The sequence below is a fragment of the Marinomonas sp. 63XJN7_9_ISO-PGPR-S23-217 genome (assembly GCF_056173515.1).
On record NZ_CM149678.1, the window covers coordinates 4638718 to 4662500 of the forward strand.

Here is a 23783-nt window from a genome sequence, read left to right on the forward strand (position 1 = left end):
TATGATGGGTTAAATGAAAAAGATCGGACTGAAAACAATACGCACTATACAGGTCTTATATTATGTTAATTCGCTCCTGTCACGTCTGATAACCAAATACCGTTATGAGTCTGTTGGTCTCTCTAAAGAGTGGTCAGTGGGTTGTGGTGTCACAGTCATCACCTTGAGGTGGGTCGATGATTCAAATCTATGCCATACATTCTTAGGGACAACGAATAGTTCCTGCTCGTTAAGCAGATGCTTTTCTTCCTGACCTTCGATTAATAACACCAGCGTGGTCGTTCCCTCTAAAGCCATGACAATTTCATCGCCAACGGAATGCCGCTCCCACTCACTGTTACCAGAGTAATGCCCCACATAAATGGCACCATCTCGGTATTGGGATAATTCAAGAAAGGCCTTACTCGCACCACCAGAAAAGGCCATTTCTGGTGTGCGATTCGGCAGATATTCCAAGCCCGAAAAGGCCGTTTCAATAGATTTTTTCGCCAATTTACTCATTTAGCTCACCTTTTTTGTTAGGACGGTTGAACAAATATGGCGCTCAATCGACACATTTCAAAGGACGATACCACAAATGACTTGGTATTCCTTAACGGTCATTTATCCTGTTTTTAGACGACTAAAGCAGGGTATTCCATGCTCGAAAAGCCCTGCTTACATCAGCAATAAAAGCGACTCTATTCAAGTTGTTGGTTTAAGACATTCAATTCCTTCTGCCATTGTTGTTGCTTAGCGGGCTTCTGGCGTTTGGGTTTACGAGCCAGATCCTCCTCTAGCAACCGCTCCAATTCGCAAATACGTTCCAATATTCGCTCATCTTCCGCCATGGCCGCTGTAGCAACCGACTCTTCTGGAAATAAAGGAGACACATCAGTGAGTGCTCTTGGTTTACTACCGGTGTCACCTCCCTGAGAAGTGAAATAAACATCGCTATCGTGCAGTTCCACCAGCTGACCATTGTGGATCCACCAAAACCGCGTCGCGATATTTTCAATAAACCGCTGGTCATGGGAAGTAAACAGCAAAGAGATGCCCTCTTGCGTCAGGTCAGACTCCAACTCTTCCTTACCTTGTAAATCAATATGGTTGGTCGGTTCATCCATGATTAACAGGTTCGGTTGCTCCAACAGAAAGGTTAGCAGCAAAATACGTGCCCGTTCTCCACCACTGAGCACATTGACACGTCGGCCATGATCAAGGTAGGGAAAGCCCCATTGGATCAGCACACGACGAATCTCTTCTTGGCTGGCAGTACAGTTTTGCCGGATCCAATCCGCGATTCCCAGTTCAACATTGAACTGCTCAAGCTCTTGGTCAAAATAGCCAATGCGCACATTAGGGTTAAAACGGGTGGCACTCTGCTCACCAACATTTTGTTGATGTACCTTTATCAAGTGCTCAATACAGCTGGATTTACCACTCCCATTGACACCCAGTAGAGCAATACGATCACCGGGGCGAAAGTTAAGATCGGCAATGCTAAACAGTGGTCGACCATCCGGACTGCTAATGGTTTCATTTTCAAAAACAAAGACTTGCTTGGTTTTTAAAAACTCACTGTCCACTTTTAACGATAACCCTGACCCTTGAGTGACAAAGGTTTTATTGATTTCCAACTTATCGATGCGTTTTTCCATGGACTTGGCTTTTCGTGCTAAGTCTTCGTTGTCGTACACTTTCCCCCAGGTAGCCAATCGCTTGGCACTGGCTTTTAGCTTATCGATTTCTTTTTCTTCCGCTTCCCGCGTTTTTCGGGCCGCTTCATCCGACTCAGCAAGCGCGACCTTGGCTTGTGAATAAGGAAGATGAAAGGCATAACAACGCCCATCACGTAGCCACAAAGTCCGTTGTGTCACTGAGTCCAATAAATCACGGTCATGGGAAATCATCAGAAACGACGGCGTATCCGGCAAGCTCAAATAACGTTTTAAGCAATACATCGCCTGACTGTCCATATGGTTGCCTGGTTCATCCAACAACAGTAATTCTGGCTCTTGAATGATGCTACGAGCAAATAATACGAGGTTTTTCTGACCGCCACTGAGAGTGTTTAAGGGTCTTTGCAGGGTCGCCTCGTCAAAGCCAAGCTGCTGTAACAAGGTATCAACTTGATAACCACGAACGACCTGTTCATCCGCCGGAATATTATCCAGTACCGATTGATGGGCCGAAATGGCTTCTAACTCTGGGGATAAAAATTGCTCAACCAAGCCAATCTTAAGCCCCCGCTGACGATGCAACTGACCACTGTCTAGCGTCAGCTCGCCAAGAAGAAGTTTTAATAGCGTTGATTTACCGCAACCATTGTGACCCACAAGGCCAATACGATCGCCAGATTCAATAGAAAAAGACAAAGAGTCAAACAGGTGCTTACTACCCGCTTGATAAGATAATTCGATAACAGAAATTAAAGACATAAATCACCTATGCGCAACATATCAAAAGATAGGCACAGATGAGCACTGATAATGTTCAGACGTTTTGTATCAGTTCAGAATAGTAATATCAGCGAAATCTGTGCGTTAACGACAAATTTGCGCTGTGCGTGGATCACCAAGATGAAATGCGAAATCTAATTCACATTGATATGCAATTTCTTGCATGGGTGGCCTCCTTTATCTGACGAGTGAATGGGATCTAGAAAGTATATACCGCAGTCTGTCAGAATATCAACGTGGCCAACAAAAAGTGTTTTTTATACTGACAGAAACTGATACAGGTATGTGCAAATATAGCGGCATATGTAGGTGGAATTTAAGATCATACCGCTGAAGGAAACGAAACCAATGTCTGAACCTTTTAAAAACCTCTTCAATGACACTGTTATTAGAAAAATGGCAGGCCACTTTCAACATCATTGGACAGAGTTTGATGCTCAAAGCTTTACCGAAGCGGCTTGTTATCAACTTGAAACGCTAGAACTGAAATTCTCATTGAGTCCTTTGCACTATGTCACGAGCGACGCCAAGACGCGGCAAAAACAGACGAGAAAGCGGAGTTTATCGCTATAAATGAGCATTTTGAGTCTGTTTTTAACAAAGTATTGGCAAGCGCAGTAGTCGTGCAAAAGTCTCTCATTGATACTCCCCTGATAGGGCATGGGGGAACTAACCTATTTTCACCTGATTTCGCCCTGCCCCTTTCGCTTCGTACAGCAGCGTGTCCACACGTTTTAAAATACTAACTTGATCGTCGTTTTCTTGGCTGCCTGTTACACCTAGGCTGATCGTAAATCTAGGAAGAGAAGGTGTGTTGAATGTTTCAACTTTCAAGCGTAGTGTTTCGGCAAGCTTACCAGCCTCATCCAGACCTGTATTTTTTAGGAGAATGGCAAACTCTTCCCCACCAATTCGGAACAATATGTCAGTCTCGCGGATGAGTTTGCTTAACTCCGTCACCAGAAATTGCAACACTTTGTCTCCCACACCGTGACCATGCATGTCATTAATTTTTTTAAAGTAATCAACATCGATCAGCGCAAGACTAAATCGACCGCCACGATTAGCTAACGCTAACTCTTCTTTTAATAGCTCATCCCATTTATGACGATTATAGGCGCCTGTTAACTTATCTCGGGTGGCAAGTTCAATCAATTGACGCTCTACTTCATAGCGATTGTTACGCTCTTTAGAAAGTCGATTCGTCAAAATATTCAAATCCGCTTCAAGCACACTAAACTCATCTAAATCTTGATAGGCAGTGCGACCCACTTCATCAGAGTCTTCCCCTATTGTTCGATGTAAAGATTCAATTTTCCAACGAATAGAACCCACTCGGCTCCGTACCGACTGCACAATATATAGGGTCAAGTACGTCCCGATGAACAATGCCGCGATACCTAAGATCGCGTTCACTATCATCAACTCTTGCTCTTGTCTTTCAGTATAAAGAGACGCCTTGAGGGTTAGTTGATCGATATTTTTTAATAACATATCCGACTGAGCATCGAGTTTTTGACAGTGTTTTTCTATGTTGCCCCAATGGAGAGAGAAATCAGTATCTCCATATAAAAAAAACTGGTTTACTAGATGATCAAAAGTCTCTCGCTCAACATGCAATGCACGAATCTGTTTCATCAGTGTTTGGTGGTCCGCCACTTGTATTCGTACACCACCACGCTTCAGACCATTTTGAATGACCTGTGTGGCTTTAACTAATTGTTTAGACAATGACTGGCTATAGTCATTGAATCCGAGCAAGGCTTTCTTTTTCAGTGATGGATGGTCGAAAAGAGCTTGTTTTTGTTGACGGATGGTTTCCATCAATAAATGTTGCTTAAGTTGTATAAGCTCAATCTCTGAAACAACGTCTGATAAAGGCACATCAATCTGAGCCACTTCTCGCATTTCATAATTGATTTTCTGCAACTTTAAGACAGAATAAAGAATCACAATAAACAAAAAAGACAACAGAACAAAAGAAAGACTACTCACTTTTCTCGTAATGGAGGCATTAAACCACTTAAACATATATAACTCTTTCTAATTACTCTCTAACGAGATATTGGAAAATAGGCTTTACATCAAATTCCAAAATGCTTCGACTAGCGGGTTTTTTAAGTTTTTCTTCAAGGTAAACAAACCAATGTCGTAAGGCGCTAACTCAGGCTTTACCTCTAGTACTTTAATTCGATCCACTAGAGGACTGTTATCTAGGACAATTTTGGGCACCACGCCAATGCCAAAACCTAAACTCACCATACTTACGATGGCCTCGTTACCCGTTACCTGCGCATAAATCCGTGGCGTAATGTCATGTTGACGAAACCACTCATCGACACGGGTTCGAGACACGCCACTTTCCGACAGGATCATCGGAATGTTCGCCCACGCCTCTGGCCTAGTAGGTGGATTGGTAGGTACATTCGGTACTTGCTGATCTAGTGGCGCAATAAATAACAAAGGTGAAATGGCAATGGGCTTAAAGGCCATACCACGGGGTAAATTCGCAGGCCGCGCAGCAATGGTAATGTCTTCTTTACCATCCAGAATGTGCCCGATCGCATGCTCCGGATCACCAGTACGTAGCTTAATCTCAATCGCCGGATAAGCAATACGAAAACGGCGCAGTAATTCATACAAGAAACTATAACTGGCGGTGACCGAACCATAGAGACTGATTTCACCACTCAGCTCATCGGGATTGTCCGTCAGCTCATGACGGATCAAATTCCATTGTCGGCTGGTATCACGGGCGTATTTGAGAAACTTTTGTCCTTCTTTCGTCAATACGACCGTGCGATTATCACGATTAAACAACACAACGCCTAGCTCATCTTCTAAGTGTCGAATGTTTCGCGACAAGGCCGAAATACTGATATGACATTCGTCGCTAGCGCGCCCGAAATTCAATGCTTCTGCTAACGCAAGAAATTGCTTGATCGTTCTAATCTTCATAACACACCTTCGCCTACGAACTACTCATCATAAACCATGTTTGCAAAAAGTGGGACACTATATTGCGAATATATCAATTTACGAAAAAATGTTACTAGGATAGATTAGCTCTACTCGCAGAACGTCATCAGAATCTTGCTTGGCGGCTGTGTCATCCATTTTTAATATCGGCATGCTGTTATGGCCGATACATTAAACATAAAAACTAGGAAATGTTTACCATGGCTAACTACTTCAATACATTGCCGCTACGCGAGCAACTAGAACAACTGGGCAAATGCCGTTTCATGGACATGTCAGAATTTGCGGATGGCGTAGAAGCGCTAAAAGGCAAAAAAATGGTTGTCATCGGTTGTGGTGCACAAGGTCTTAACCAAGGCTTGAACCTACGCGACTCTGGCCTTGATGTCTCTTACGCATTGCGTCCTGAAGCCATCGCTCAAAAACGTCAGTCTTGGAAAAACGCCACAGAGAACGGCTTTACCGTTGGTACTTACGAAGACTTGATCCCAACGGCTGATGTGGTTCTTAACCTAACACCAGATAAACAACACACTGCAGTTGTTAACGCGGTTATGCCACTTATGAAAGAAGGGGCTTGTCTATCTTACTCTCATGGTTTCAACATCGTAGAAGAAGGTATGAAAATCCGTGAAGACCTAACGGTTATCATGGTAGCGCCTAAGTGCCCAGGTTCTGAAGTACGTGCTGAATACGTTCGTGGCTTTGGTGTTCCAACACTGATCGCTGTTCACGAAGACAACGATCCTAAAGGCGAAGGTCTAGCCCTAGCAAAAGCTTACGCAGTGGGTACTGGCGGTCATAAAGCAGGCGTTTTGATGTCTTCTTTCATCGCCGAAGTGAAATCTGACTTGATGGGTGAGCAAACTATCCTTTGTGGTATGTTGCAAACTGGCTCTATCCTTTGCTTCGACAAAATGGTTGAAGAAGGCATCGATCCAGGTTACGCCTCTAAATTGATCCAATACGGTTGGGAAACTGTAACTGAAGCATTGAAATACGGCGGCGTGACCAACATGCTAGATCGTCTTTCTAACCCAGCTAAAATCAAAGCATTTGATCTGGCTGAAGAACTTAAGCAAATCATGCGTCCTTTGTACAACAAACACCAAGACGACATCATGAGCGGTCATTTCTCTAAAACCATGATGGAAGACTGGGCAAACGACGACAAAAACTTGCTTCAATGGCGTGCAGATACCGCTGAAACCAACTTCGAGAAAACTCCTGCTGGCGACGTAGAAATCTCTGAACAAGAGTACTTCGACAACGGTATCTTGATGGTGGCTATGGTGAAAGCAGGTGTTGAGCTAGCATTTGAAACCATGACGGCTGCGGGCATCATTGCAGAATCGGCTTACTATGAGTCTCTACATGAAACCCCACTCATCGCGAACACCATCGCTCGTAAGAAACTGTACGAAATGAACGCGACGATCTCTGATACAGCAGAATACGGTTGTTACCTATACAACCATGCTTGTGTGCCTCTATTGGCTGATTTCATGAAAGGCATCAAATCTGACGTCATCGGTAAAGGGCTTTCTGTAGAAGACAATGGCGTAGACAACGCTCGTTTGATAGAAGTAAACACAGCGCTTCGCTCTCATCCAGTTGAAGCGGTAGGCTCTGTTTTACGTGGTCATATGGCGGACATGAAAAAAATCGTTTAATACGATTATTGCGCTCGCCAATACTTTGTTAACAATAGACTCGTATTGGCTTCGCTCATAACATCGTCATTTTCATTTAAAAAGCCGAGCTTCAGAACTCGGCTTTTTTGTCTTTCTTGTTCTCAACAAAACATTAGGAAATACCATGGGCAGCATCCGCTTAGACAATATTCTCTTCAACAAGGTAACGGTGAACTTTGATGATCGCTTTACGCTAAGCGAGATTAACTGGACCATTGAGCCCGGCCAGCACTGGGTAATTACCGGTACAAACGGCGCAGGTAAATCGGCCTTGGCGGCCGTGCTGGCAGGCGTTGGTGAGATTGAAAATGGCACGATAACAGGCCTTCCGCAAAATGTGGGATTGGTGTCTTTTGAAGCCCAAGCCGAACTGATTGCCAAAGAGCTAAAAAAAGACGACGCCGACATCATGGACGTGATTTCCCTCGGCACGCCCGTTCATGAAATGATTTTCGATAACTGCAAAGACCCAGAGCTGGCACACGCACTGGTAGAAAAGTTCGGTTTAAAGCAATTGCTTGACCGTGCCTTTCGTAAACTTTCCACAGGCGAAACGCGTAAAGTCATGCTGATTCGCGCTTTGTCCAGCAAACCAGATTTATTAATTCTCGATGAGCCCTTCGACGGCTTAGACGCCAATACGCTTACCATGCTACAAGAACATTTGGCAAGCATAGTCGATACCATACCCATGGTGATGGTACTTAACCGATTTGATGAAATGCCAGACTTTATTACTCATGTAGCTTATGTTGATAAAGGACGAGTGGAACTAACAGTAGATAAAAAAGACGAAAATGCTTTTAACGAGCTTTATCAATTACTGCATCTGAAAACCACCGATCTCAGTGTGCCAGACGCCGACCCAGCGAATAAACTGCCAGAACTCGATCCAAACCAGCCACTGGTCAGACTCAAGCAAGCCACCATCAAATACGGCGATACTGTGATTGTCGATAAGCTAGATTGGACCATAGAACAAGGCCAACATTGGCAACTCAGCGGCCCCAATGGCAGCGGCAAAACAGGCGTCTTGTCATTGATCACCGGCGATCACCCACAATGCTATACCAACGATATTTTTGTCTTTGGTTTTCAACGCGGTAACGGCGAAAGCATCTGGCAGATCAAGCAATTTATCGGCTACGTTTCCACGGCACTACAGTGGGAGTACCGCGTCAGCACCAGCTGCAAAAACGTCATTATTTCCGGCTTCTACGACAGCATCGGCATGTACAGCAAATCCACCGATAACCAAAAGAAAATCGCCGATCAATGGCTTGCACTATTGGGCATGGAAGACCGCGCCGACCAACCCTTTAACAAACTCTCCTACGGCGACCAACGTTTATTACTTATCGCCCGCGCCATGGTGAAACACCCACCATTATTGATCCTAGACGAGCCTTGTCTCGGCCTAGACGACATGAACCGCCAGCTCGTTCTCGCTCTTATTGAGAAAATTTGTGAAGGAAAAGAAACCACCGTGCTGTACGTAAACCACCACGCGGAAGACCAGATTAAAGGGATAGAGAACTACTTGGGGTTGAAGAAAAACAACTAGCCCCTTGACGATTCTTCTGATCAAAGGTAAAAATAGCGTTATGAAAAACGTATCCCTTACTCAACAACGAATTATTATCATCATTCCTAGGAGTGGTGGGTTCGTTGTTGAGTAAATAAAGCAAACCCGCCCAAGAGGCGGGTTTCTTTTTTCGGCTTCTTGGGTGTTAACAGGAAGCAGATATGAGCACTCAAGACTCCCCTTCGCATTTAGCCCCCGAGGCTGACAATCCCTCTACATCCGAGCGTTTTTCGTTCGTGGATGCTGAACAGGCTGTGCTGACATTTTGGCAGGACAAACAGATTTTTAAGCGTTCTCTTGCCGCGTCGAAACATAAGCCTGACTATGTGTTTTACGATGGGCCGCCGTTTGCAACTGGGTTGCCCCATCATGGTCATCTGGTGGCATCGACCATCAAAGACATCATCCCGCGCTACTTTACGATGAAAGGATTCCATGTAGAGCGCCGTTTTGGTTGGGATTGTCATGGTTTGCCCATCGAGCATGAAATCGATAAATCCCTTGGTATGTCCGCCAAAGATGCAGTTGAATCTCTGGGTATCGCCCGTTACAACGCGGAATGCCGTGGCATTGTTCAGCGTTATGCCAGCGAATGGGAAAAGACCATAACGCGCCTTGGCCGATGGGTAGATTTTGACAACGATTATCGCACCATGGAGCCTTGGTATATGGAATCCGTTTGGTGGGTCTTCAAACAGTTGTGGGATAAAGGGCTCGTCTACCAAGGCGACAAGGTCATTGCCTACTCCACTGAGCTGGAAACCGTATTATCCAACTTTGAAGCCAGTTCTAACTACAAAGAAGTTCAAGATCCTGCGGTCACTGTGTTGTTTAAACTCGTAGAGGAAGACGCCTATTTTGCCGCATGGACGACGACTCCTTGGACATTGCCTTCAAATCTTGCCCTGTGCGTTGGCCCAGATATCCCTTATGTCAAAGTGCATGATGCCACTATCAACAAAACCCTTTGGCTCGCCGAGGCGCAATTGGAGTCTGTGTGCAAAGGCCATGATGTAGAGGTGCTTGATAGAGTTGAGGGAGCAGACTTGAGTGGTAAACGCTATGAACCGCTTTTCCCCTATTTTAGCCACTTAAACGCGTCTGGCGCGTTCCAAGTATTTGCCGATGATTTTGTCTCGACTGGCAGTGGTACGGGCATTGTCCACATGGCACCCGCCTTTGGTGAAGACGATAACCGCGTCTGCAAAGCCAATGGTCTACACGCCTCCGTTTGCCCTTTGGACAGTCGTGGCCGCTTCACCCATGAAGTGACGGACTTCGAGAGCTTGTATGTGAAAGATGCAGATAAAGCCATCATACAAACATTAAAAGCGCGTGATCTTTTGTACCGTCAGGAAACCATCACCCATAGTTATCCTTTTTGCCCTCGCTCCGATACGCCCATCATCTATCGCTCTGTGCCCTCTTGGTACATCAAGGTAGAGCAGATGCGCGCTGAGCTACAAGCCAACAACGAACAGATCAATTGGGTGCCAGAGCATATCCAACAAGGCCGAATGGGAAAATGGTTAGAAGGGGCGATCGACTGGTCGGTATCGCGTAACCGCTATTGGGGTACTCCACTGCCAATCTGGGTAAACGATACAACAGGAAAACACTTATGCCTTGGCTCTATGGAAGAGTTAAAAAACTACACCGGCGTCACTGTCGACGATTTGCATCGTGATCATGTTGATGAGCTGACTTTCTCCCTTCCAGAGGAACCAGGCACCTATCGACGCATTGCGGAAGTATTCGACTGCTGGTTTGAATCCGGCGCCATGCCTTATGCACAAGTGCACTACCCCTTTGAAAATAAAGAACAATTTGAGCAAAACTTCCCAGCAGCGTTTATCGCAGAAGGGGTGGACCAAACACGAGGCTGGTTTTACACCTTACAAGTTCTCAGCCAATGTTTGTTCGGGCGACCAGCGTTTAAAAACGTTATCGTCAATGGCATTGTGATGGCAGAAGATGGCAAGAAAATGTCCAAACGCCTCAAAAACTACACGCCCCCTGATACTCTGATGGAGCATTACGGAGCGGATGCTTTGCGTCTCTATTTGATCAACTCAGGCTTGGTAAAGGCAGAAGAGCAACGTTTTTCTGATGCTGGCGTACAAGATATGGTGCGTCAGGTCTTGTTGCCTTGGCTCAATGGTTTTCGCTTCTTCTCGACTTACGCCGAGATCGACCAATGGCAAGACACTGGATCGGACAAACCCTCTGATAACATCTTAGACCAATGGATATTGTCTCGCCTGCAAACCTTAACAACCAAGGTCAATCGGGAGATGCAAGCCTACCATCTCTACAACGTGGTGCCTGCGCTATTTGAGTTTATCGAAGATCTCACCAATGGCTATATCCGTTTGAATCGAGCCCGATTTTGGCAAAAAGAATTGAATGAAGACAAACAACAGGCTTATGACACTTTGTACTCTTGTTTGGATACATTTGGTACGTTAATGGCACCTTTTACGCCCTTCCTTGCGGAACATCTATACCAAGAGCTGCTGCCTTTTTCAGCTAACGATAGGCCAGAGTCTGTGCATTTGTGTGACTACCCCACAGCGAATACGGCGTTAAAACACGAAGACTTAGAAGCTAGTGTCGCTCGTGTTCAGCACATCTTGGTAATGGGCCGCCAACTGCGTAACGATTTGAAAATTAAATTAAAAACCCCGCTCAAATCGCTGACCGTATTGCATAAAGAGGCTCAGGTACTAAACGACATCGCCCGTTTGACGGATTACATTCAAACAGAGCTGAACATCAAAGACGTATTCTTTAGCCAACAAGAAAATGACTACATCGACTTCTACGCTAAAGCGAATTTCCCTGTTTTAGGCAAACGTCTTGGCAAGCAAATGAAATACTATGCAGCACGCATTGCGCAACTCAATGAGCAAGAGCTGGAGCACCTAGAAATCCACGGGCAAATCGAGGTGGACGGGCAGGTATTTAACCAAGAGGAGATTCACGTCTATCGTCAGGCCAAAGCAGGTACGCACACCACATCCAACCGTTTTGTGTCGATCAGCATCGACCCAGAACTGACAGAAGAACTGGTGGCAGAAGGCGCCATGCGAGAGATTGTCAGCCATATTCAGAAAATGCGTAAACAACAGGGCTACAAGGTATTGAATCGTATCGACATTAGCATCGAAGCGAGTGACGAACTGGCTCATTGGTGTCAGCAATACCTTGATGACATCAAGACGGAAACCTTGGCAGATAAACTGTGTTTTACAAGTTTATCTGAGACGATTCCCCCCTTAGTGACGGATTTGGGCATGGTTAAAGCCATGGTTGATTTAAGCAACTAGTAATCAATATGAATCAGACTTCATCGACCTATGGGCATATCTTCTCACCTATGGGTCGATGAAACATCACACTCTAACGCTATTGATTTCGCCCATATTTGGTGCGCTTACAATATGGACAGACATCTCGGCTCCCTATCACAAACCAACTTACTCAAAAGTGCCCGAAAAAAAATTAGCCGGACAGTTGAAAAACAAGCTTTTCAAGTGTTTATCGCTAGCAGATAGCCATGCGTTCATATTTTTGCCATTATTTGATAGCTCTACTTGCATAGTTTTGCCATTATTCGATAACTGTAAACTAAACTGGATTGATTAGGGTGTCATTAAACAAATCTTATGTCTTTGTTTGACAGAATCCTTTAACCACAGGAAGAGGGCCTAGCAATGTATGGAGCAATAAAATCCTGTTTTTCAGTGTTGGTAGGGGACTCAAACTATACCCCCAAGTGGGTACATCTTATCTGTAAAAGTGAATGGTAGTATTTTTACAATATGGAGTCAGAGCATCCCGCCGGTAAGCGTGAGCCGATGGCGGCTTTGGTCACAGCATGGCAAACACTGGGCCCACAGCCAAATTAATTAGTAAGGCGATTCGGCAACGGCCAACGCTGTAATTTGTTATCTGGTATTTCCTGTAGGACGAGGATCTGCATTTTTAAGCTTAAAGATTAGTATTCACCTTGGAGGTCTGACGTTGTCAGACTAAGTGTTTTGCGAATTTGATAGGCCCTTTATTATGACACAAACATTGGCAACAGAGCGAACGGCGTCCCCCACTACATCAAAGCAAGAGCAAGAACTAGCAACCGGTGCCCCCGCACGGGAAGCCTCATCCATTACCTTAGAAGGTGTCAAAAAATTTTTTAACCGTCACGACATTGCACTAGATGGTGTTGATCTAACGATTCGACCCGGTGAATTCTTTACCCTACTTGGGCCATCGGGGTGTGGCAAGACCACTCTGCTGCGCATTCTGGCTGGTCTGGATACTGCCAACAGTGGCGTAGTAAAAATCGGCGGCAAGGATGTCACCGAAATACCCTCCCACAAACGCAGCATCAATACGGTGTTTCAGTCTTACGCCCTATTTCCTCACCTGAACGTTGAAGACAACATTGCCTTTGGCCTTAAAATGCAGGGTGTGGCCAAGGCCGAGCGGGATCGCCGAGTGCGAGACATGGCGGAGTTTATCAAGTTAAGCCCCCTGCTGGGACGCCGCATTGAACAGCTCTCCGGCGGTCAACGCCAACGTATAGCCCTGGCCCGAGCCCTAGTCTGTGAGCCAGATGTATTACTGCTCGACGAACCACTTTCGGCCCTAGATGCTGGCCTACGCGGCCAGTTGCAAGTCGAGCTGCAGCGCATACAACGCCGTCTGGGAATGACCTTTGTATTCGTCACCCACGATCAGCAGGAAGCCATGGTCATGTCGGACAGAATTGCGGTACTCAATGCTGGCAAGATTCAGCAGTTGAGTACACCCAGGGAGATTTTCGAACGCCCCACCAATACCTTTGTGGCACGTTTTATGGGACATACAAATCTGTTCGATATCACCGCTCGGCAAGCAAATAAACTGGAAACCCCACTGGGAACCCTTGAAGTTGAAACCCAAACTCAAGGCAACAAGGTGTTGATCCGCCCTGAGACCATTGAAATAGGCCCCGATGCCGCCCAGTACGCCAACCAGTTTACAGCACTGGTAAAAGAGCATTTCTACCGAGGCAGCTTTATCGAATATCGTTTACAGATCGGTGAAGTCTCTCTGGTGGCGCTGAGCAGTAACCAGGGCCAGAAGCTTTACAATGTCGGGGAACAAGTACTGATCAGTGTTTGTCCCGAAGATATTGTCACCGTAGCCAGCGAGGAGTAATCATGTCTCAATCGTCATTCACTATCTCCCAACGCCGCCTACAGCTTCGCGAAACGCTACACCTTTTATGGACTACGGCACCGGGTGCGTTATGGATCATCATCTTTCTAGTGCTGCCCAGTCTGTATCTAGTGAGTATGGCTTTCATGACCAACGGTACCTACGGTCAGCCCGGCATGCCGCTGACTCTGGACTCGTTCCGTCAGTTGGCTGGTTTCGGTTTTCTGGGTTGGAGCCCAGGGAATATTTACACTTTACTACGCTCTCTATGGCAGACTTTGGTGGCCACTGGCCTTGTGGTAATACTGTCTTATCCGCTGGCCTACTACATCACCACCTGCCGAGTCTCCTTGCGCCCTATTATGCTGCTGGCGGTGGTGCTGCCGTCCTGGACTAATCAGGTTATCCGAGCGTTTGGCTGGATGAACCTGCTCGCCCCAGAAACCCCATTGTCCAATTTTGCCCAGTGGATGGGGTGGATTCCGCCCCATTTAGGACTATTCCCGTCTAACTTTGCTGTAACCATCGGCCTAGTTTATAACTTTCTCCCCTTCATGATATTGCCCCTTTACTCTGCCTTTGAAAAACTCGATGTCCATCTGGTTGAAGCGGCGCGGGATCTTTATGCCTCACCAGTCAAGGCCTTCTGGACAGCAGTTTTTCCGCAGACCCTGCCCGGCCTGCTGGCCGGAGTCGTGCTGGTCGCCGTGCCAGCCTTTGGCATGTACGTGGTACCTGAGTTGCTGGGCGGTGGGCGCTCCACGATGATAGGCAACCTGGTCGCCACCCAGTTTACTGGTGCCTCAAACTGGCCCTACGGCGCCGCTGGTGCCCTCCTCATGCTAGTAGCCACTCTAGTGGGTATTTTCCTGCTGCGTAGACTCGGCAAACGGGTTGGCGGTGGTGAGGAGGTGGTCATATGAGTCGACGTTCCTTTAAAGCTTCTCTGACTATCTACTGGTGGCTACTGCTGTTTTTTCTGTATCTACCGCTCGCAGTAGTGGTGCTATTCTCCTTTAACTCAATCAATAGTGCCGCCACCTTTGAGTCCTTTTCCCTGCGCTGGTATCGGGAATTATTCTCCGACAGTCAGGTACTGAGTGCCCTTAGTAACAGCCTGATACTGGCGATCTCTTCTTCGGTGATTGCCCTGCTGTTTGGCTCGCTGATTGGCTATGGACTATACCGCCACCGCCATCGTAAACTTGGCTGGCTAATTATCCTTATCTACCTGCCAATTGTGATGCCAGATATTGTATTTGGGATCGCTGACATGACTTTCTTTGTGCGCCTCAACAGCCTCACCGGATGGCTGTCTCCCGGACTTGATACCATGGTCCTCTCCCATGTTACCTTCGAGATTCCCTTTGTGGCACTGATTGTCTATTCCCGTTTTGTAGGGCTTGATGCCACCTTGTTCGATGCGGCTAAGGATCTATACGCCTCACCGCTTAAGCGTACTCTGCATTTTATTATTCCGGCCATTAAGCCAGCGTTAATCTCGGCCTTTTTCCTCTCGTTCACCCTATCGATCGATGATTTCGTGATCAGCTTTTTTACCGCAGGGCCACAAAGTTCGACCCTACCAATTTATATCTGGGGAGCCGTCAAAAAAGGAATAACACCGGAAATCAATGCAGTAGGAGCACTTATGATTGGTGCGGTCATTGTGGCCGCAGTAATTAGCTTGCTGGTGACACATCGCCGGCCTCGTCAGGACTCGTAGGAGTCTTAGTTTAGTCAAACATCCACAGAGTGTGGTAGGAGCATTAATATGAATAATCAGGCAAAACGATGGCTGGTCGGGCTCGGTAGCGCGCTCTTGCTGTCAACCACAGTGCATGCCGCAGAGCAAAAGCTATTTTTGTTCAACTGGAGCCAGTATATGGATCCGGATATCATCAAGGCGTTCGAGCAAAAATACCATGTTGACGTGGTACAGAGCTATTACGGTTCTCTCGATGAGATGTACGCCAAGCTGCAGGCTGGCGGCGATTCACAATACGACATCATAGTACCGTCTAACTATTTCGTGCCACGTCTGGTCAAGGCTGGTCTGGTGCAGCCCCTTAATAAGGCCGAACTTCCTAATCTAGACAATGTCATGGACCGCTTCAAAGACCCTTCCTACGATCCAGGCGAGAAGTACACAGCCCCCTATCAGTGGGGTATCACGGGTATTGTTTACAATGCCAAGGTCTTCCCCCATGCTCCGGACAGTTGGTCTCTGCTGTTTGACCCTAAAGAAAACAAGGGCCAGCCATTTTCTATGATTTCTGATGGTCAAGTCCTGTTTGGTGCGGCCTGCGCTTATCTAGGCAAAGGTTATAATTGTACTGGCCAGCAGAACTGGGTGGATGCCGCTAAGTTGGTTTTGAAAACCAAGCAACGCAGCAACTTTACGGGCTTTATCGATGGGACCCCGGTTCTACAACAGGTAGCCCGAGGAGTAACTCAAGTAGGGATGACCTACAACGGAGATTTCCTAGCCGATAAAGAGTCCAATCCTGAGGGATTCAAAGATCTAGAGTTTATGATCCCGAAAGAAGGAGCTGAAGTATGGGTAGATTCCATGATGATTCCCCGTCGCGCTCCCCATCCAAAACTAGCTCATGAATTTATCAATTTCATCCTTAACCCAAAGATTGGGGCTCAGTTGTCTAATTACAATATGTATTCAACACCCAATAAAGCGTCTGTACAGTACCTAGACCCTCTTCTGCGTAAGCCACCTGCCCTGCCAACGCCGGAGCAAATGAAGCGCTTGGAGTTCACCCCTAGCCTAGACGGTAAGCAGTTGCAACTTTTCCAACAAATTTGGAGCGATGTGAAATCACGTTAAAGGATGCTAGGCGGAGCCATGCCGCTGGCTCCGCTTTAGTCAAATCAAAACAGGATGATAGAAGGTCACATTTTTTATCTATAGAATAAGAATCGTTAGAGACCTTTGCACGACATCGCGAGTAAAACTTAGACGGGACAAAATAGACAAAAAACAGCGTTTATGCCCTATAAACGAGCCTTTTAAGTCTATTTTTAACACGGTATTGGAATGCACAGCAGTCATGCAAAGGTCCCTATTATGACAATAATGCTGAGGGAACACTGTGAACCATACTTTACGCTCAATGACTTTAGTGCTGACTTGTATAGCTAGCCTATCGGCTAATGCTGATCCGAAAACACCAGGTACTCATAAAGGCTATTCCACCATTGATATGACCACTGCTGGCATGCCAAAGGATGTGAACATGATTTCTGTTGCGGATCTCAAACAGGAACTCCAAGGCAAAGCCCCTTTTGCTGTTGGCTTTGATATCGATGATACAACCTTGTTTAGCTCTCCCGTCTTTTATCGTGGCCAACAAGAATTCTCACCAAATGGTTACTCTTATTTAAGCAATCAAAAATTTTGGGATAAGGCAAACTGTGGATGGGACAAATTCAGTATGCCCAAACACATTGCAAAAGAGTTAATTGCCATGCACCAGCAACGTGGTGATAGCATCTACTTTATTACGGGTCGTACTGGCTCGAAGTGCCATTTTACGACAGAGTATTTGAAAAAAACCTTTGATATCAAAAATATGCATGATGTCATTTTTGCAGGATCTAGTCGTACTGAATATACAAAAACGAAATACATAAAACAGCATGATATCAAGATTTATTATGGTGATGCTAATGGCGATATCATTTCGGCACGTAATGCGGGTGCGGAAGGCATTCGCGTTATGCGTGCAGCCAATTCTAGCTATAAACCGATTCCAAAGAATGGAATCTATGGCGAACGAGTCCTAAAAGACTCTCAGTACTAGGCGCTCGACTTCCTCAACTATAGGTATTTAAAAGCCGCAAACTATTTGTCTTGCGGCTTTCTATTTTCTTTAATGCATTCGTATCAGCCAGATAAAATCCCCTTATTCAAGATCATGACAGTTGTTACGCTCTTCAGGCAGGTCAGATAAATACTCAACAAACTCCACTTCATAGCCCGATGGGTCGATAAAATAGACATTTTTCCGGTGTGGATTTTCTGGTCCTCTGTGTGACTCCTGAAAACCCGCCTGTCTTATACGATTGATAACAGCCTCTAGGTTATTAGTGACATAAGCAAAGTGAGCCAGTCCAACTCGATGACCCTTAAGGTCGCGATTTTCTCCAGCACCATTATCGTTAAAGGTAAGAAATTGATAATCATCACCAAAGTGCATCCAATTGCGCTGGACGCCATACCAATCCGATGTGCCTTGAGCACGAATTCGCCAATGAGGAAATACGGCTTTGTAAAAGGTTAATGTTGCATCCATGTCTTTAACAACTAAGTTAAGATGTTCCAGTCTCATACTTTTTCTCCTTAATTACCTTATAAAGTTGGAATGAACGAAGGCAAAAACACACCGTAGCAGCCTTCTGTGTAGAAGAGTCTTTACTATAGAACCTCAAGTTATATTGAGGTAAAGTGTTTTTTAGACTTTTTCCCATTTATTTTTAAAACTGGAAAGATTATGAACAAAGAGGAACTAACCGTAGGCTACATGGCAAAACGCTGCGGTGTTAATGTCTCAACACTGCATTTTTATGAAGAAAAAGGCTTAATTAAGAGTTGGCGTAATCAAGGTAACCAGCGCCGTTATCATAGAGACACCTTACGCCGAGTGTCAGTTATCAAAGCCGCTCAGAAGGTCGGCATCACGTTAGATAACATTAAGAAGGCCCTTGACTCACTACCGGAGAACCGCACACCGACGAAAGAAGATTGGCAACTTCTCGCATCAAACTGGAATGAAGAATTAAACGCCCGAATTGCATATCTAGAAAATCTTCGCGACTCACTAACAAGCTGTATTGGCTGTGGTTGCTTATCCTTAACTCAGTGTCCCATCTACAACGACCAAGACAAACTCGCCACCGAAGGCACAGGCCCGATTCTCTTAGATCGAAAAGTACAACTGGATTAAAGTGACATGACTTGGGATAAGAAGCCTCATCAGTCTCATTTTTAACGAGACCCTAAAAACTTTTGCGTCAGCCAGTAAGAGACCTTTTCACTAAGTTGCGAGCTTTTTTGTTTTAAATTGCCATAACGTGATTTAGCGCACTAACCTAGACGACACAAGCTTCTATGATGGAGCTAAGGGTTAATTCGTGGAGTATCCGCGATATTAAGCCTTATGTCGTATCGCAGGCAACGCTTAGGCGACACGGTTTTTTTACCTATTTAAGGAGATCCGTATGTTTAAGCAACTCACGTTAATATCCATTATTGCTGGTGCATCCATGATGATGGTTAGCAATCCGGTTTTTGCCGAAGATCAGGATAAAACTCAAGACAAGACTCAAACCCAGCTTGAAGACATGCCAATGGTTTATGGCTCTCAACTTATGACCCAGCAAGAGCGTGTGCAATATCATCAGCAATACTTTGCTTTAAAAACAGAGCAAGAACGCGAGCAATTTCGTGATTTACACCATCAACAGATGCAAGCAAGAGCCAGTAAGCAGGGAGTCACCTTACCACCTTGGTCAAATGGCATGGGCTCCAATAATAGAGGAATGAATGGCGGTGGCATGGGAAAAAATAATGGGGGGATGAATGCCGGTAGTATGGGAAATAATCGAAGTGGTGCAGGAAGCAATAATGGCCCAGGCAATAGTAACTCCGGTTCATTATCGAACTAGTCAATTCTAGATGGGTCAACTATCTAAAGCGTTTATATGATAGTGAGCCCATCGCTTTAGCTTCTAGCCATTCAAAAGGAATAGCTTCTCAGATGAGGCTAAATGACCTTGGTAAAAGTTTCTCCCCAAAGTTAACGTCTATCGGTTCTGTTTGGTTGACTTGAGTCTTGCCTATAAAGCATCCATGCTCATTAGGCACAGTTATTTCTATGCAAACATGGCATTCATTCCGTGGATAAACTATTCGATAACGGCGTCACGCTTTTTCCAATTCTAGCGTTGGAACCTCCTGATTGCAGGCGCACTCCTCAATTGTTGTCTTTTTACTGCGCACCGAAAAGCCGCCAATAGCCTGAGTAATCCATTCCGCTGCATTTGGAATAATTTCTACCAGCTGGGGGAGATCATTAACGCATAAAAACTTGATGTCAGGGTCTGTCGCTCTAATCAGTAACGCTAGAGTATCTTTAGGAGGCTGCCCCTTTCCGTACCCGCTTGAGATATGAAGGTGGTCATTTGTCGTGTTGATCTTGGCCTCTTTGTCCCAAATACAGGCGTGATTATGCAGTCCCTGTGGGAAAAATTGCTCCAGATTTCGAAATCTGTATTTTATGTTGCTAAGAAAGCGGTCAGGGTACCGAGCAAACAATTCGGCCATCTTTGAGCGCCGAAAAGGATGTACCACATGGGCAGAAGAAAACAACTCAGTAGCGGAGAAACCAATGATTTGCGCTGCATTTATCTGCATAAAACTATGGAATTTCGCAGGATCACCCCGAGTTTCGGCACTGCCAAGCAACCCGCTATAGTCAACCCACTTGCCTCGCAAAACAGGAATCAGTCCGTCAAACACGTCTGTCGGCTTTAGACGTGCGGCTAAGAACACATCATCATTGAAGTAGATGAACCCGCTTGCTCAGCCCTTCAATTCGCCACAGCATGCTCTCAATTGATCAGGGCTTCCTGCATTAAAATCTTGATAACGACCTACTCTCACATGACTTTCTAATTCAACCAAGCCCACACTACCTCGGCAATGGCAAGCGCCTGCGGCGAAAAAGAGTCACTTCTGAGTACCGAGATGGGATCAGGTGGTTCAACCCGGCTGATGGTTTAAAACGTTTCTTGAAACGAAAAAAAGCCCTGACAGCATAGCTATCAGGGCTTTCTCAAATTAAATCTTGATAACGACCTACTCTCACATGGGATCTCCCACACTACCATCGGCGATGGCACTTTTCACTTCTGAGTTCGGGATGGGATCAGGTGGTTCAATGCCTCTATGATCATCAAGAAAACTGGTGTGCGCAATGCGCAAATTCGTTCACTTGTCTCTTTTAACAATTCATTTTGAAATAGCGATAACCAAGGTCAAACCAGTGTCTATCGTAATCTGTGTCTTACGACCTCCATGGATGGAGGAAGTGCTGGAATGGTCAGGAACCATCTCCAGTAAAACCACTTTGGTGTTATATGGTCAAGCCTCACGAGCAATTAGTATTGGTTAGCTCAATGCCTCACAGCACTTACACACCCAACCTATCAACGTCCTCGTCTCGAACGGCTCTTTAGGGAACTTATGTTCCAGTGAGATCTTATCTTAAGGGAGGCTTCCCGCTTAGATGCTTTCAGCGGTTATCCCGTCCGAACATAGCTACCCGGCAATGCCACTGGCGTGACAACCGGAACACCAGAGGTTCGTCCACTCCGGTCCTCTCGTACTAGGAGCAGCTCCTCTCAAATCTCAAACGTCCACGGCAGATAGGGACCGAACTGTCTCACGACGTTCTAAACCCAGCTCGCGTACCACTTTAAATGGCGAACAGCCATACCCTTGGGACCGGCTTCAGCCCCAGGATGTGATGAGCCGACATCGAGGTGCCAAACACCGCCGTCGATGTGAACTCTTGGGCGGTATCAGCCTGTTATCCCCGGAGTACCTTTTATCCGTTGAGCGATGGCCCTTCCATACAGAACCACCGGATCACTAAGACCTACTTTCGTACCTGCTCGACGTGTCTGTCTCGCAGTTAAGCGTGCTTTTGCCTTTACACTCTATGCATGATTTCCGACCATGCTGAGCACACCTTCGTGCTCCTCCGTTACTCTTTGGGAGGAGACCGCCCCAGTCAAACTACCCACCACACAGTGTCCTCGATCCGGATTACGGACCTGAGTTAGAACCTCAAACATACCAGGGTGGTATTTCAAGATTGGCTCCAATAGAACTGGCGTCCTATCTTCAAAGCCTCCCACCTATCCTACACAAGTAGGTTCAAAGTTCACTGTGAAGCTATAGTAAAGGTTCACGGGGTCTTTCCGTCTAGCCGCGGATACACAGCATCTTCACTGCGATTTCAATTTCACTGAGTCTCGGGTGGAGACAGTGCCGCCATCATTACGCCATTCGTGCAGGTCGGAACTTACCCGACAAGGAATTTCGCTACCTTAGGACCGTTATAGTTACGGCCGCCGTTTACTTGGGCTTCGATCAAGAGCTTCGCTTACGCTAACCCCATCAATTAACCTTCAAGCACCGGGCAGGCGTCACACCCTATACGTCCACTTTCGTGTTTGCAGAGTGCTGTGTTTTTAATAAACAGTTGCAGCGGCCTGGTATCTTCGACCGACTAGTGCTTACGGAGCAAGTCCTTCACACCGGCCGGCGTACCTTCTCCCGAAGTTACGGTACCATTTTGCCTAGTTCCTTCACCCGAGTTCTCTCAAGCGCCTTGGTATTCTCTACCTGACCACCTGTGTCGGTTTGGGGTACGGTTCATGTATATCTGAAGCTTAGAAGTTTTTCCTGGAAGCATGGCATCAACCACTTCACCCAAAAGAGGGCTCGTCATCAATTCTCGGCATTCTCTCTTAAAGAGTGACCCGGATTTGCCTAAGTCACTTGCCTACTACCTTAAACACAGACAACCATCGCTGTGCTGGCCTAGCCTTCTCCGTCTCTCCATCGCAATATACATAAGTACAGGAATATTAACCTGTTTCCCATCGACTACGCATTTCTGCCTCGCCTTAGGGGCCGACTCACCCTGCCCTGATTAACATGGGACAGGAAACCTTGGTCTTCCGGCGGGGGAGGTTTTCACTCCCCTTATCGTTACTCATGTCAACATTCGCACTTCTGATACCTCCAGCCTGCCTTACAGCTTGACCTTCAACGGCTTACAGAACGCTCCTCTACCGCTCATCCTAAGATGAACCCGTAGCTTCGGTGTACAGTTTGAGCCCCGTTATATCTTCCGCGCAGGCCGACTCGACTAGTGAGCTATTACGCTTTCTTTAAAGGATGGCTGCTTCTAAGCCAACCTCCTAGCTGTCTAAGCCTTCCCACATCGTTTCCCACTTAACTGTAACTTTGGGACCTTAGCTGACGGTCTGGGTTGTTTCCCTTTTCACGACGGACGTTAGCACCCGCCGTGTGTCTCCCGTGCTCATACTCATTGGTATTCGGAGTTTGCATGGGGTTGGTAAGTCGGGATGACCCCCTAGCCCAAACAGTGCTCTACCCCCAATGGCAATACACGAGGCGCTACCTAAATAGCTTTCGAGGAGAACCAGCTATCTCCGAGCTTGATTAGCCTTTCACTCCTATCCACAAGTCATCCCCAGCCTTTTCAACGGATGTGGGTTCGGTCCTCCAGTTAGTGTTACCCAACCTTCAACCTGCTCATGGATAGATCGCCCGGTTTCGGGTCTATTCCCAGCAACTATACGCCCTATTAAGACTCGGTTTCCCTACGCCTACCCTATGCGGTTAAGCTTGCTACTGAAAATAAGTCGTTGACCCATTATACAAAAGGTACGCAGTCACGGAACAAGTCCGCTCCCACTGCTTGTACGTACACGGTTTCAGGATCTATTTCACTCCCCTCACAGGGGTTCTTTTCGCCTTTCCCTCACGGTACTGGTTCACTATCGGTCAGTCAGGAGTATTTAGCCTTGGAGGATGGTCCCCCCATCTTCAGACAGAATAACACGTGTTCCGTCCTACTCGTTTTCATGACTAAGGCATTTTCGTATACGGGGCTATCACCCTTTACAGCGATCCTTTCCAGAATCTTCTACTAACACCAAAGCCACTTAAGGGCTAATCCCCTTTCGCTCGCCGCTACTCAGGGAATCTCAATTGATTTCTTTTCCTAAGGGTACTTAGATGTTTCAGTTCCCCTCGTTCGCCTC

Annotated in this window: 17 protein-coding genes and 2 rRNA genes (1 of these 19 running past the window's edge); 11 read left to right on the top strand and 8 right to left on the bottom strand. The window is 46.3% G+C overall.

Annotated features, from left to right (window positions below; genetic code table 11):
- Positions 1–102: 102 nt before the first annotated feature.
- Positions 103–501 carry a cupin domain-containing protein gene (locus AC0VYI_RS21620; protein ID WP_475445500.1) on the bottom strand — a complete coding sequence of 133 codons (399 nt, stop codon included), beginning with the start codon at positions 499–501 and terminating at the stop codon, positions 103–105.
- Between the two features lie 179 nt (positions 502–680).
- Entirely contained in the window at positions 681–2420 is a 1740-nt protein-coding gene (locus AC0VYI_RS21625) for an ABC-F family ATP-binding cassette domain-containing protein (protein ID WP_475445502.1), read from the bottom strand.
- 369 nt (positions 2421–2789) lie between these two features.
- Here AC0VYI_RS21625 and AC0VYI_RS21630 point away from each other — a divergent pair, with 369 nt between their 5' ends.
- Positions 2790–3014 (top strand): hypothetical protein, encoded by a 225-nt coding sequence (locus tag AC0VYI_RS21630; RefSeq protein WP_475445503.1) that lies wholly within the window; start codon positions 2790–2792, stop codon positions 3012–3014.
- Positions 3015–3110: 96 nt separating this feature from the next.
- Here AC0VYI_RS21630 and AC0VYI_RS21635 read toward each other — a convergent pair whose 3' ends face one another.
- On the bottom strand, positions 3111–4472 hold the full coding sequence (locus AC0VYI_RS21635; protein ID WP_475445505.1) for a GGDEF domain-containing protein: 1362 nt from the start codon (positions 4470–4472) through the stop codon (positions 3111–3113).
- A 48-nt stretch (positions 4473–4520) separates the two neighbouring features.
- A complete protein-coding gene (gene ilvY / locus AC0VYI_RS21640) occupies positions 4521–5399 on the bottom strand; it encodes an HTH-type transcriptional activator IlvY (protein WP_067342041.1) in 879 nt (292 codons plus the stop codon).
- Between the two features lie 221 nt (positions 5400–5620).
- Here ilvY and ilvC point away from each other — a divergent pair, with 221 nt between their 5' ends.
- The 8 genes from ilvC to aphA all read left to right on the top strand — a co-directional run bounded on the left by ilvC (position 5621) and on the right by aphA (position 17722).
- Entirely contained in the window at positions 5621–7093 is a 1473-nt protein-coding gene (gene ilvC / locus AC0VYI_RS21645) for a ketol-acid reductoisomerase (RefSeq protein WP_475445507.1), read from the top strand.
- Positions 7094–7238: 145 nt separating this feature from the next.
- The gene (gene modF / locus AC0VYI_RS21650; protein ID WP_475445509.1) at positions 7239–8678 is read left to right on the top strand and encodes a molybdate ABC transporter ATP-binding protein ModF; all 1440 of its coding nucleotides are present in this window, start codon (positions 7239–7241) and stop codon (positions 8676–8678) included.
- Between the two features lie 182 nt (positions 8679–8860).
- A complete protein-coding gene (gene ileS, locus AC0VYI_RS21655) occupies positions 8861–12028 on the top strand; it encodes an isoleucine--tRNA ligase (protein ID WP_475445511.1) in 3168 nt (1055 codons plus the stop codon).
- Between the two features lie 739 nt (positions 12029–12767).
- The gene (locus AC0VYI_RS21660) at positions 12768–13904 is read left to right on the top strand and encodes an ABC transporter ATP-binding protein (protein WP_475445512.1); all 1137 of its coding nucleotides are present in this window, start codon (positions 12768–12770) and stop codon (positions 13902–13904) included.
- 2 nt (positions 13905–13906) lie between these two features.
- Positions 13907–14827, top strand: a complete 921-nt coding sequence (locus AC0VYI_RS21665) for an ABC transporter permease (RefSeq protein ID WP_199478686.1) — start codon at positions 13907–13909, stop codon at positions 14825–14827.
- Positions 14824–15630, top strand: coding sequence for an ABC transporter permease (locus AC0VYI_RS21670; protein WP_199478685.1), 807 nt, complete (start codon positions 14824–14826; stop codon positions 15628–15630). The genes AC0VYI_RS21665 and AC0VYI_RS21670 overlap by 4 nt, the downstream gene beginning before the upstream one ends.
- A gap of 159 nt (positions 15631–15789) precedes the next feature.
- Complete coding sequence (locus AC0VYI_RS21675) at positions 15790–16746, top strand: ABC transporter substrate-binding protein (RefSeq protein ID WP_475445514.1); 957 nt, start codon at positions 15790–15792, stop codon at positions 16744–16746.
- A gap of 265 nt (positions 16747–17011) precedes the next feature.
- Positions 17012–17722, top strand: coding sequence for an acid phosphatase AphA (aphA, locus tag AC0VYI_RS21680; protein ID WP_475445516.1), 711 nt, complete (start codon positions 17012–17014; stop codon positions 17720–17722).
- A gap of 102 nt (positions 17723–17824) precedes the next feature.
- Here aphA and AC0VYI_RS21685 read toward each other — a convergent pair whose 3' ends face one another.
- Positions 17825–18250: a VOC family protein gene (locus AC0VYI_RS21685; RefSeq protein ID WP_475445518.1), complete on the bottom strand. Its 426-nt coding sequence runs from the start codon at positions 18248–18250 to the stop codon at positions 17825–17827.
- A 162-nt stretch (positions 18251–18412) separates the two neighbouring features.
- Between AC0VYI_RS21685 and soxR the strand changes: the two genes are divergently transcribed.
- A complete protein-coding gene (gene soxR, locus AC0VYI_RS21690; RefSeq protein ID WP_475445520.1) occupies positions 18413–18865 on the top strand; it encodes a redox-sensitive transcriptional activator SoxR in 453 nt (150 codons plus the stop codon).
- A 274-nt stretch (positions 18866–19139) separates the two neighbouring features.
- On the top strand, positions 19140–19586 hold the full coding sequence (locus AC0VYI_RS21695) for a hypothetical protein (RefSeq protein WP_475445522.1): 447 nt from the start codon (positions 19140–19142) through the stop codon (positions 19584–19586).
- Positions 19587–19842: 256 nt separating this feature from the next.
- Here the strand turns inward: AC0VYI_RS21695 and AC0VYI_RS21700 are convergent, their stop codons facing one another.
- The 3 genes from AC0VYI_RS21700 to AC0VYI_RS21710 form a co-directional block, all read right to left on the bottom strand.
- Positions 19843–20472: a hypothetical protein gene (locus AC0VYI_RS21700; RefSeq protein WP_475445523.1), complete on the bottom strand. Its 630-nt coding sequence runs from the start codon at positions 20470–20472 to the stop codon at positions 19843–19845.
- 293 nt (positions 20473–20765) lie between these two features.
- Positions 20766–20880 (bottom strand): 5S ribosomal RNA (gene rrf, locus AC0VYI_RS21705).
- Between the two features lie 179 nt (positions 20881–21059).
- A 23S ribosomal RNA gene (locus tag AC0VYI_RS21710) occupies positions 21060–23783 on the bottom strand; it runs 170 nt beyond the window's last position.

Excerpts from the sequence above, each read along its gene's own strand:
- AC0VYI_RS21675 (WP_475445514.1), top strand. The coding sequence starts at position 15,790 with ATGGATCCGGATATCATCAAGGCGTTCGAGCAAAAATACCATGTTGAC.
- AC0VYI_RS21635 (WP_475445505.1), bottom strand. The coding sequence starts at position 4,472 with ATGTTTAAGTGGTTTAATGCCTCCATTACGAGAAAAGTGAGTAGTCTT.
- AC0VYI_RS21620 (WP_475445500.1), bottom strand. The coding sequence starts at position 501 with ATGAGTAAATTGGCGAAAAAATCTATTGAAACGGCCTTTTCGGGCTTG.
- AC0VYI_RS21695 (WP_475445522.1), top strand. The coding sequence starts at position 19,140 with ATGTTTAAGCAACTCACGTTAATATCCATTATTGCTGGTGCATCCATG.
- soxR (WP_475445520.1), top strand. The coding sequence starts at position 18,413 with ATGAACAAAGAGGAACTAACCGTAGGCTACATGGCAAAACGCTGCGGT.
- AC0VYI_RS21685 (WP_475445518.1), bottom strand. The coding sequence starts at position 18,250 with ATGAGACTGGAACATCTTAACTTAGTTGTTAAAGACATGGATGCAACA.
- ileS (WP_475445511.1), top strand. The coding sequence starts at position 8,861 with ATGAGCACTCAAGACTCCCCTTCGCATTTAGCCCCCGAGGCTGACAAT.
- modF (WP_475445509.1), top strand. The coding sequence starts at position 7,239 with ATGGGCAGCATCCGCTTAGACAATATTCTCTTCAACAAGGTAACGGTG.
- ilvC (WP_475445507.1), top strand. The coding sequence starts at position 5,621 with ATGGCTAACTACTTCAATACATTGCCGCTACGCGAGCAACTAGAACAA.
- AC0VYI_RS21670 (WP_199478685.1), top strand. The coding sequence starts at position 14,824 with ATGAGTCGACGTTCCTTTAAAGCTTCTCTGACTATCTACTGGTGGCTA.
- AC0VYI_RS21665 (WP_199478686.1), top strand. The coding sequence starts at position 13,907 with ATGTCTCAATCGTCATTCACTATCTCCCAACGCCGCCTACAGCTTCGC.
- AC0VYI_RS21630 (WP_475445503.1), top strand. The coding sequence starts at position 2,790 with ATGTCTGAACCTTTTAAAAACCTCTTCAATGACACTGTTATTAGAAAA.
- ilvY (WP_067342041.1), bottom strand. The coding sequence starts at position 5,399 with ATGAAGATTAGAACGATCAAGCAATTTCTTGCGTTAGCAGAAGCATTG.
- AC0VYI_RS21625 (WP_475445502.1), bottom strand. The coding sequence starts at position 2,420 with ATGTCTTTAATTTCTGTTATCGAATTATCTTATCAAGCGGGTAGTAAG.
- AC0VYI_RS21660 (WP_475445512.1), top strand. The coding sequence starts at position 12,768 with ATGACACAAACATTGGCAACAGAGCGAACGGCGTCCCCCACTACATCA.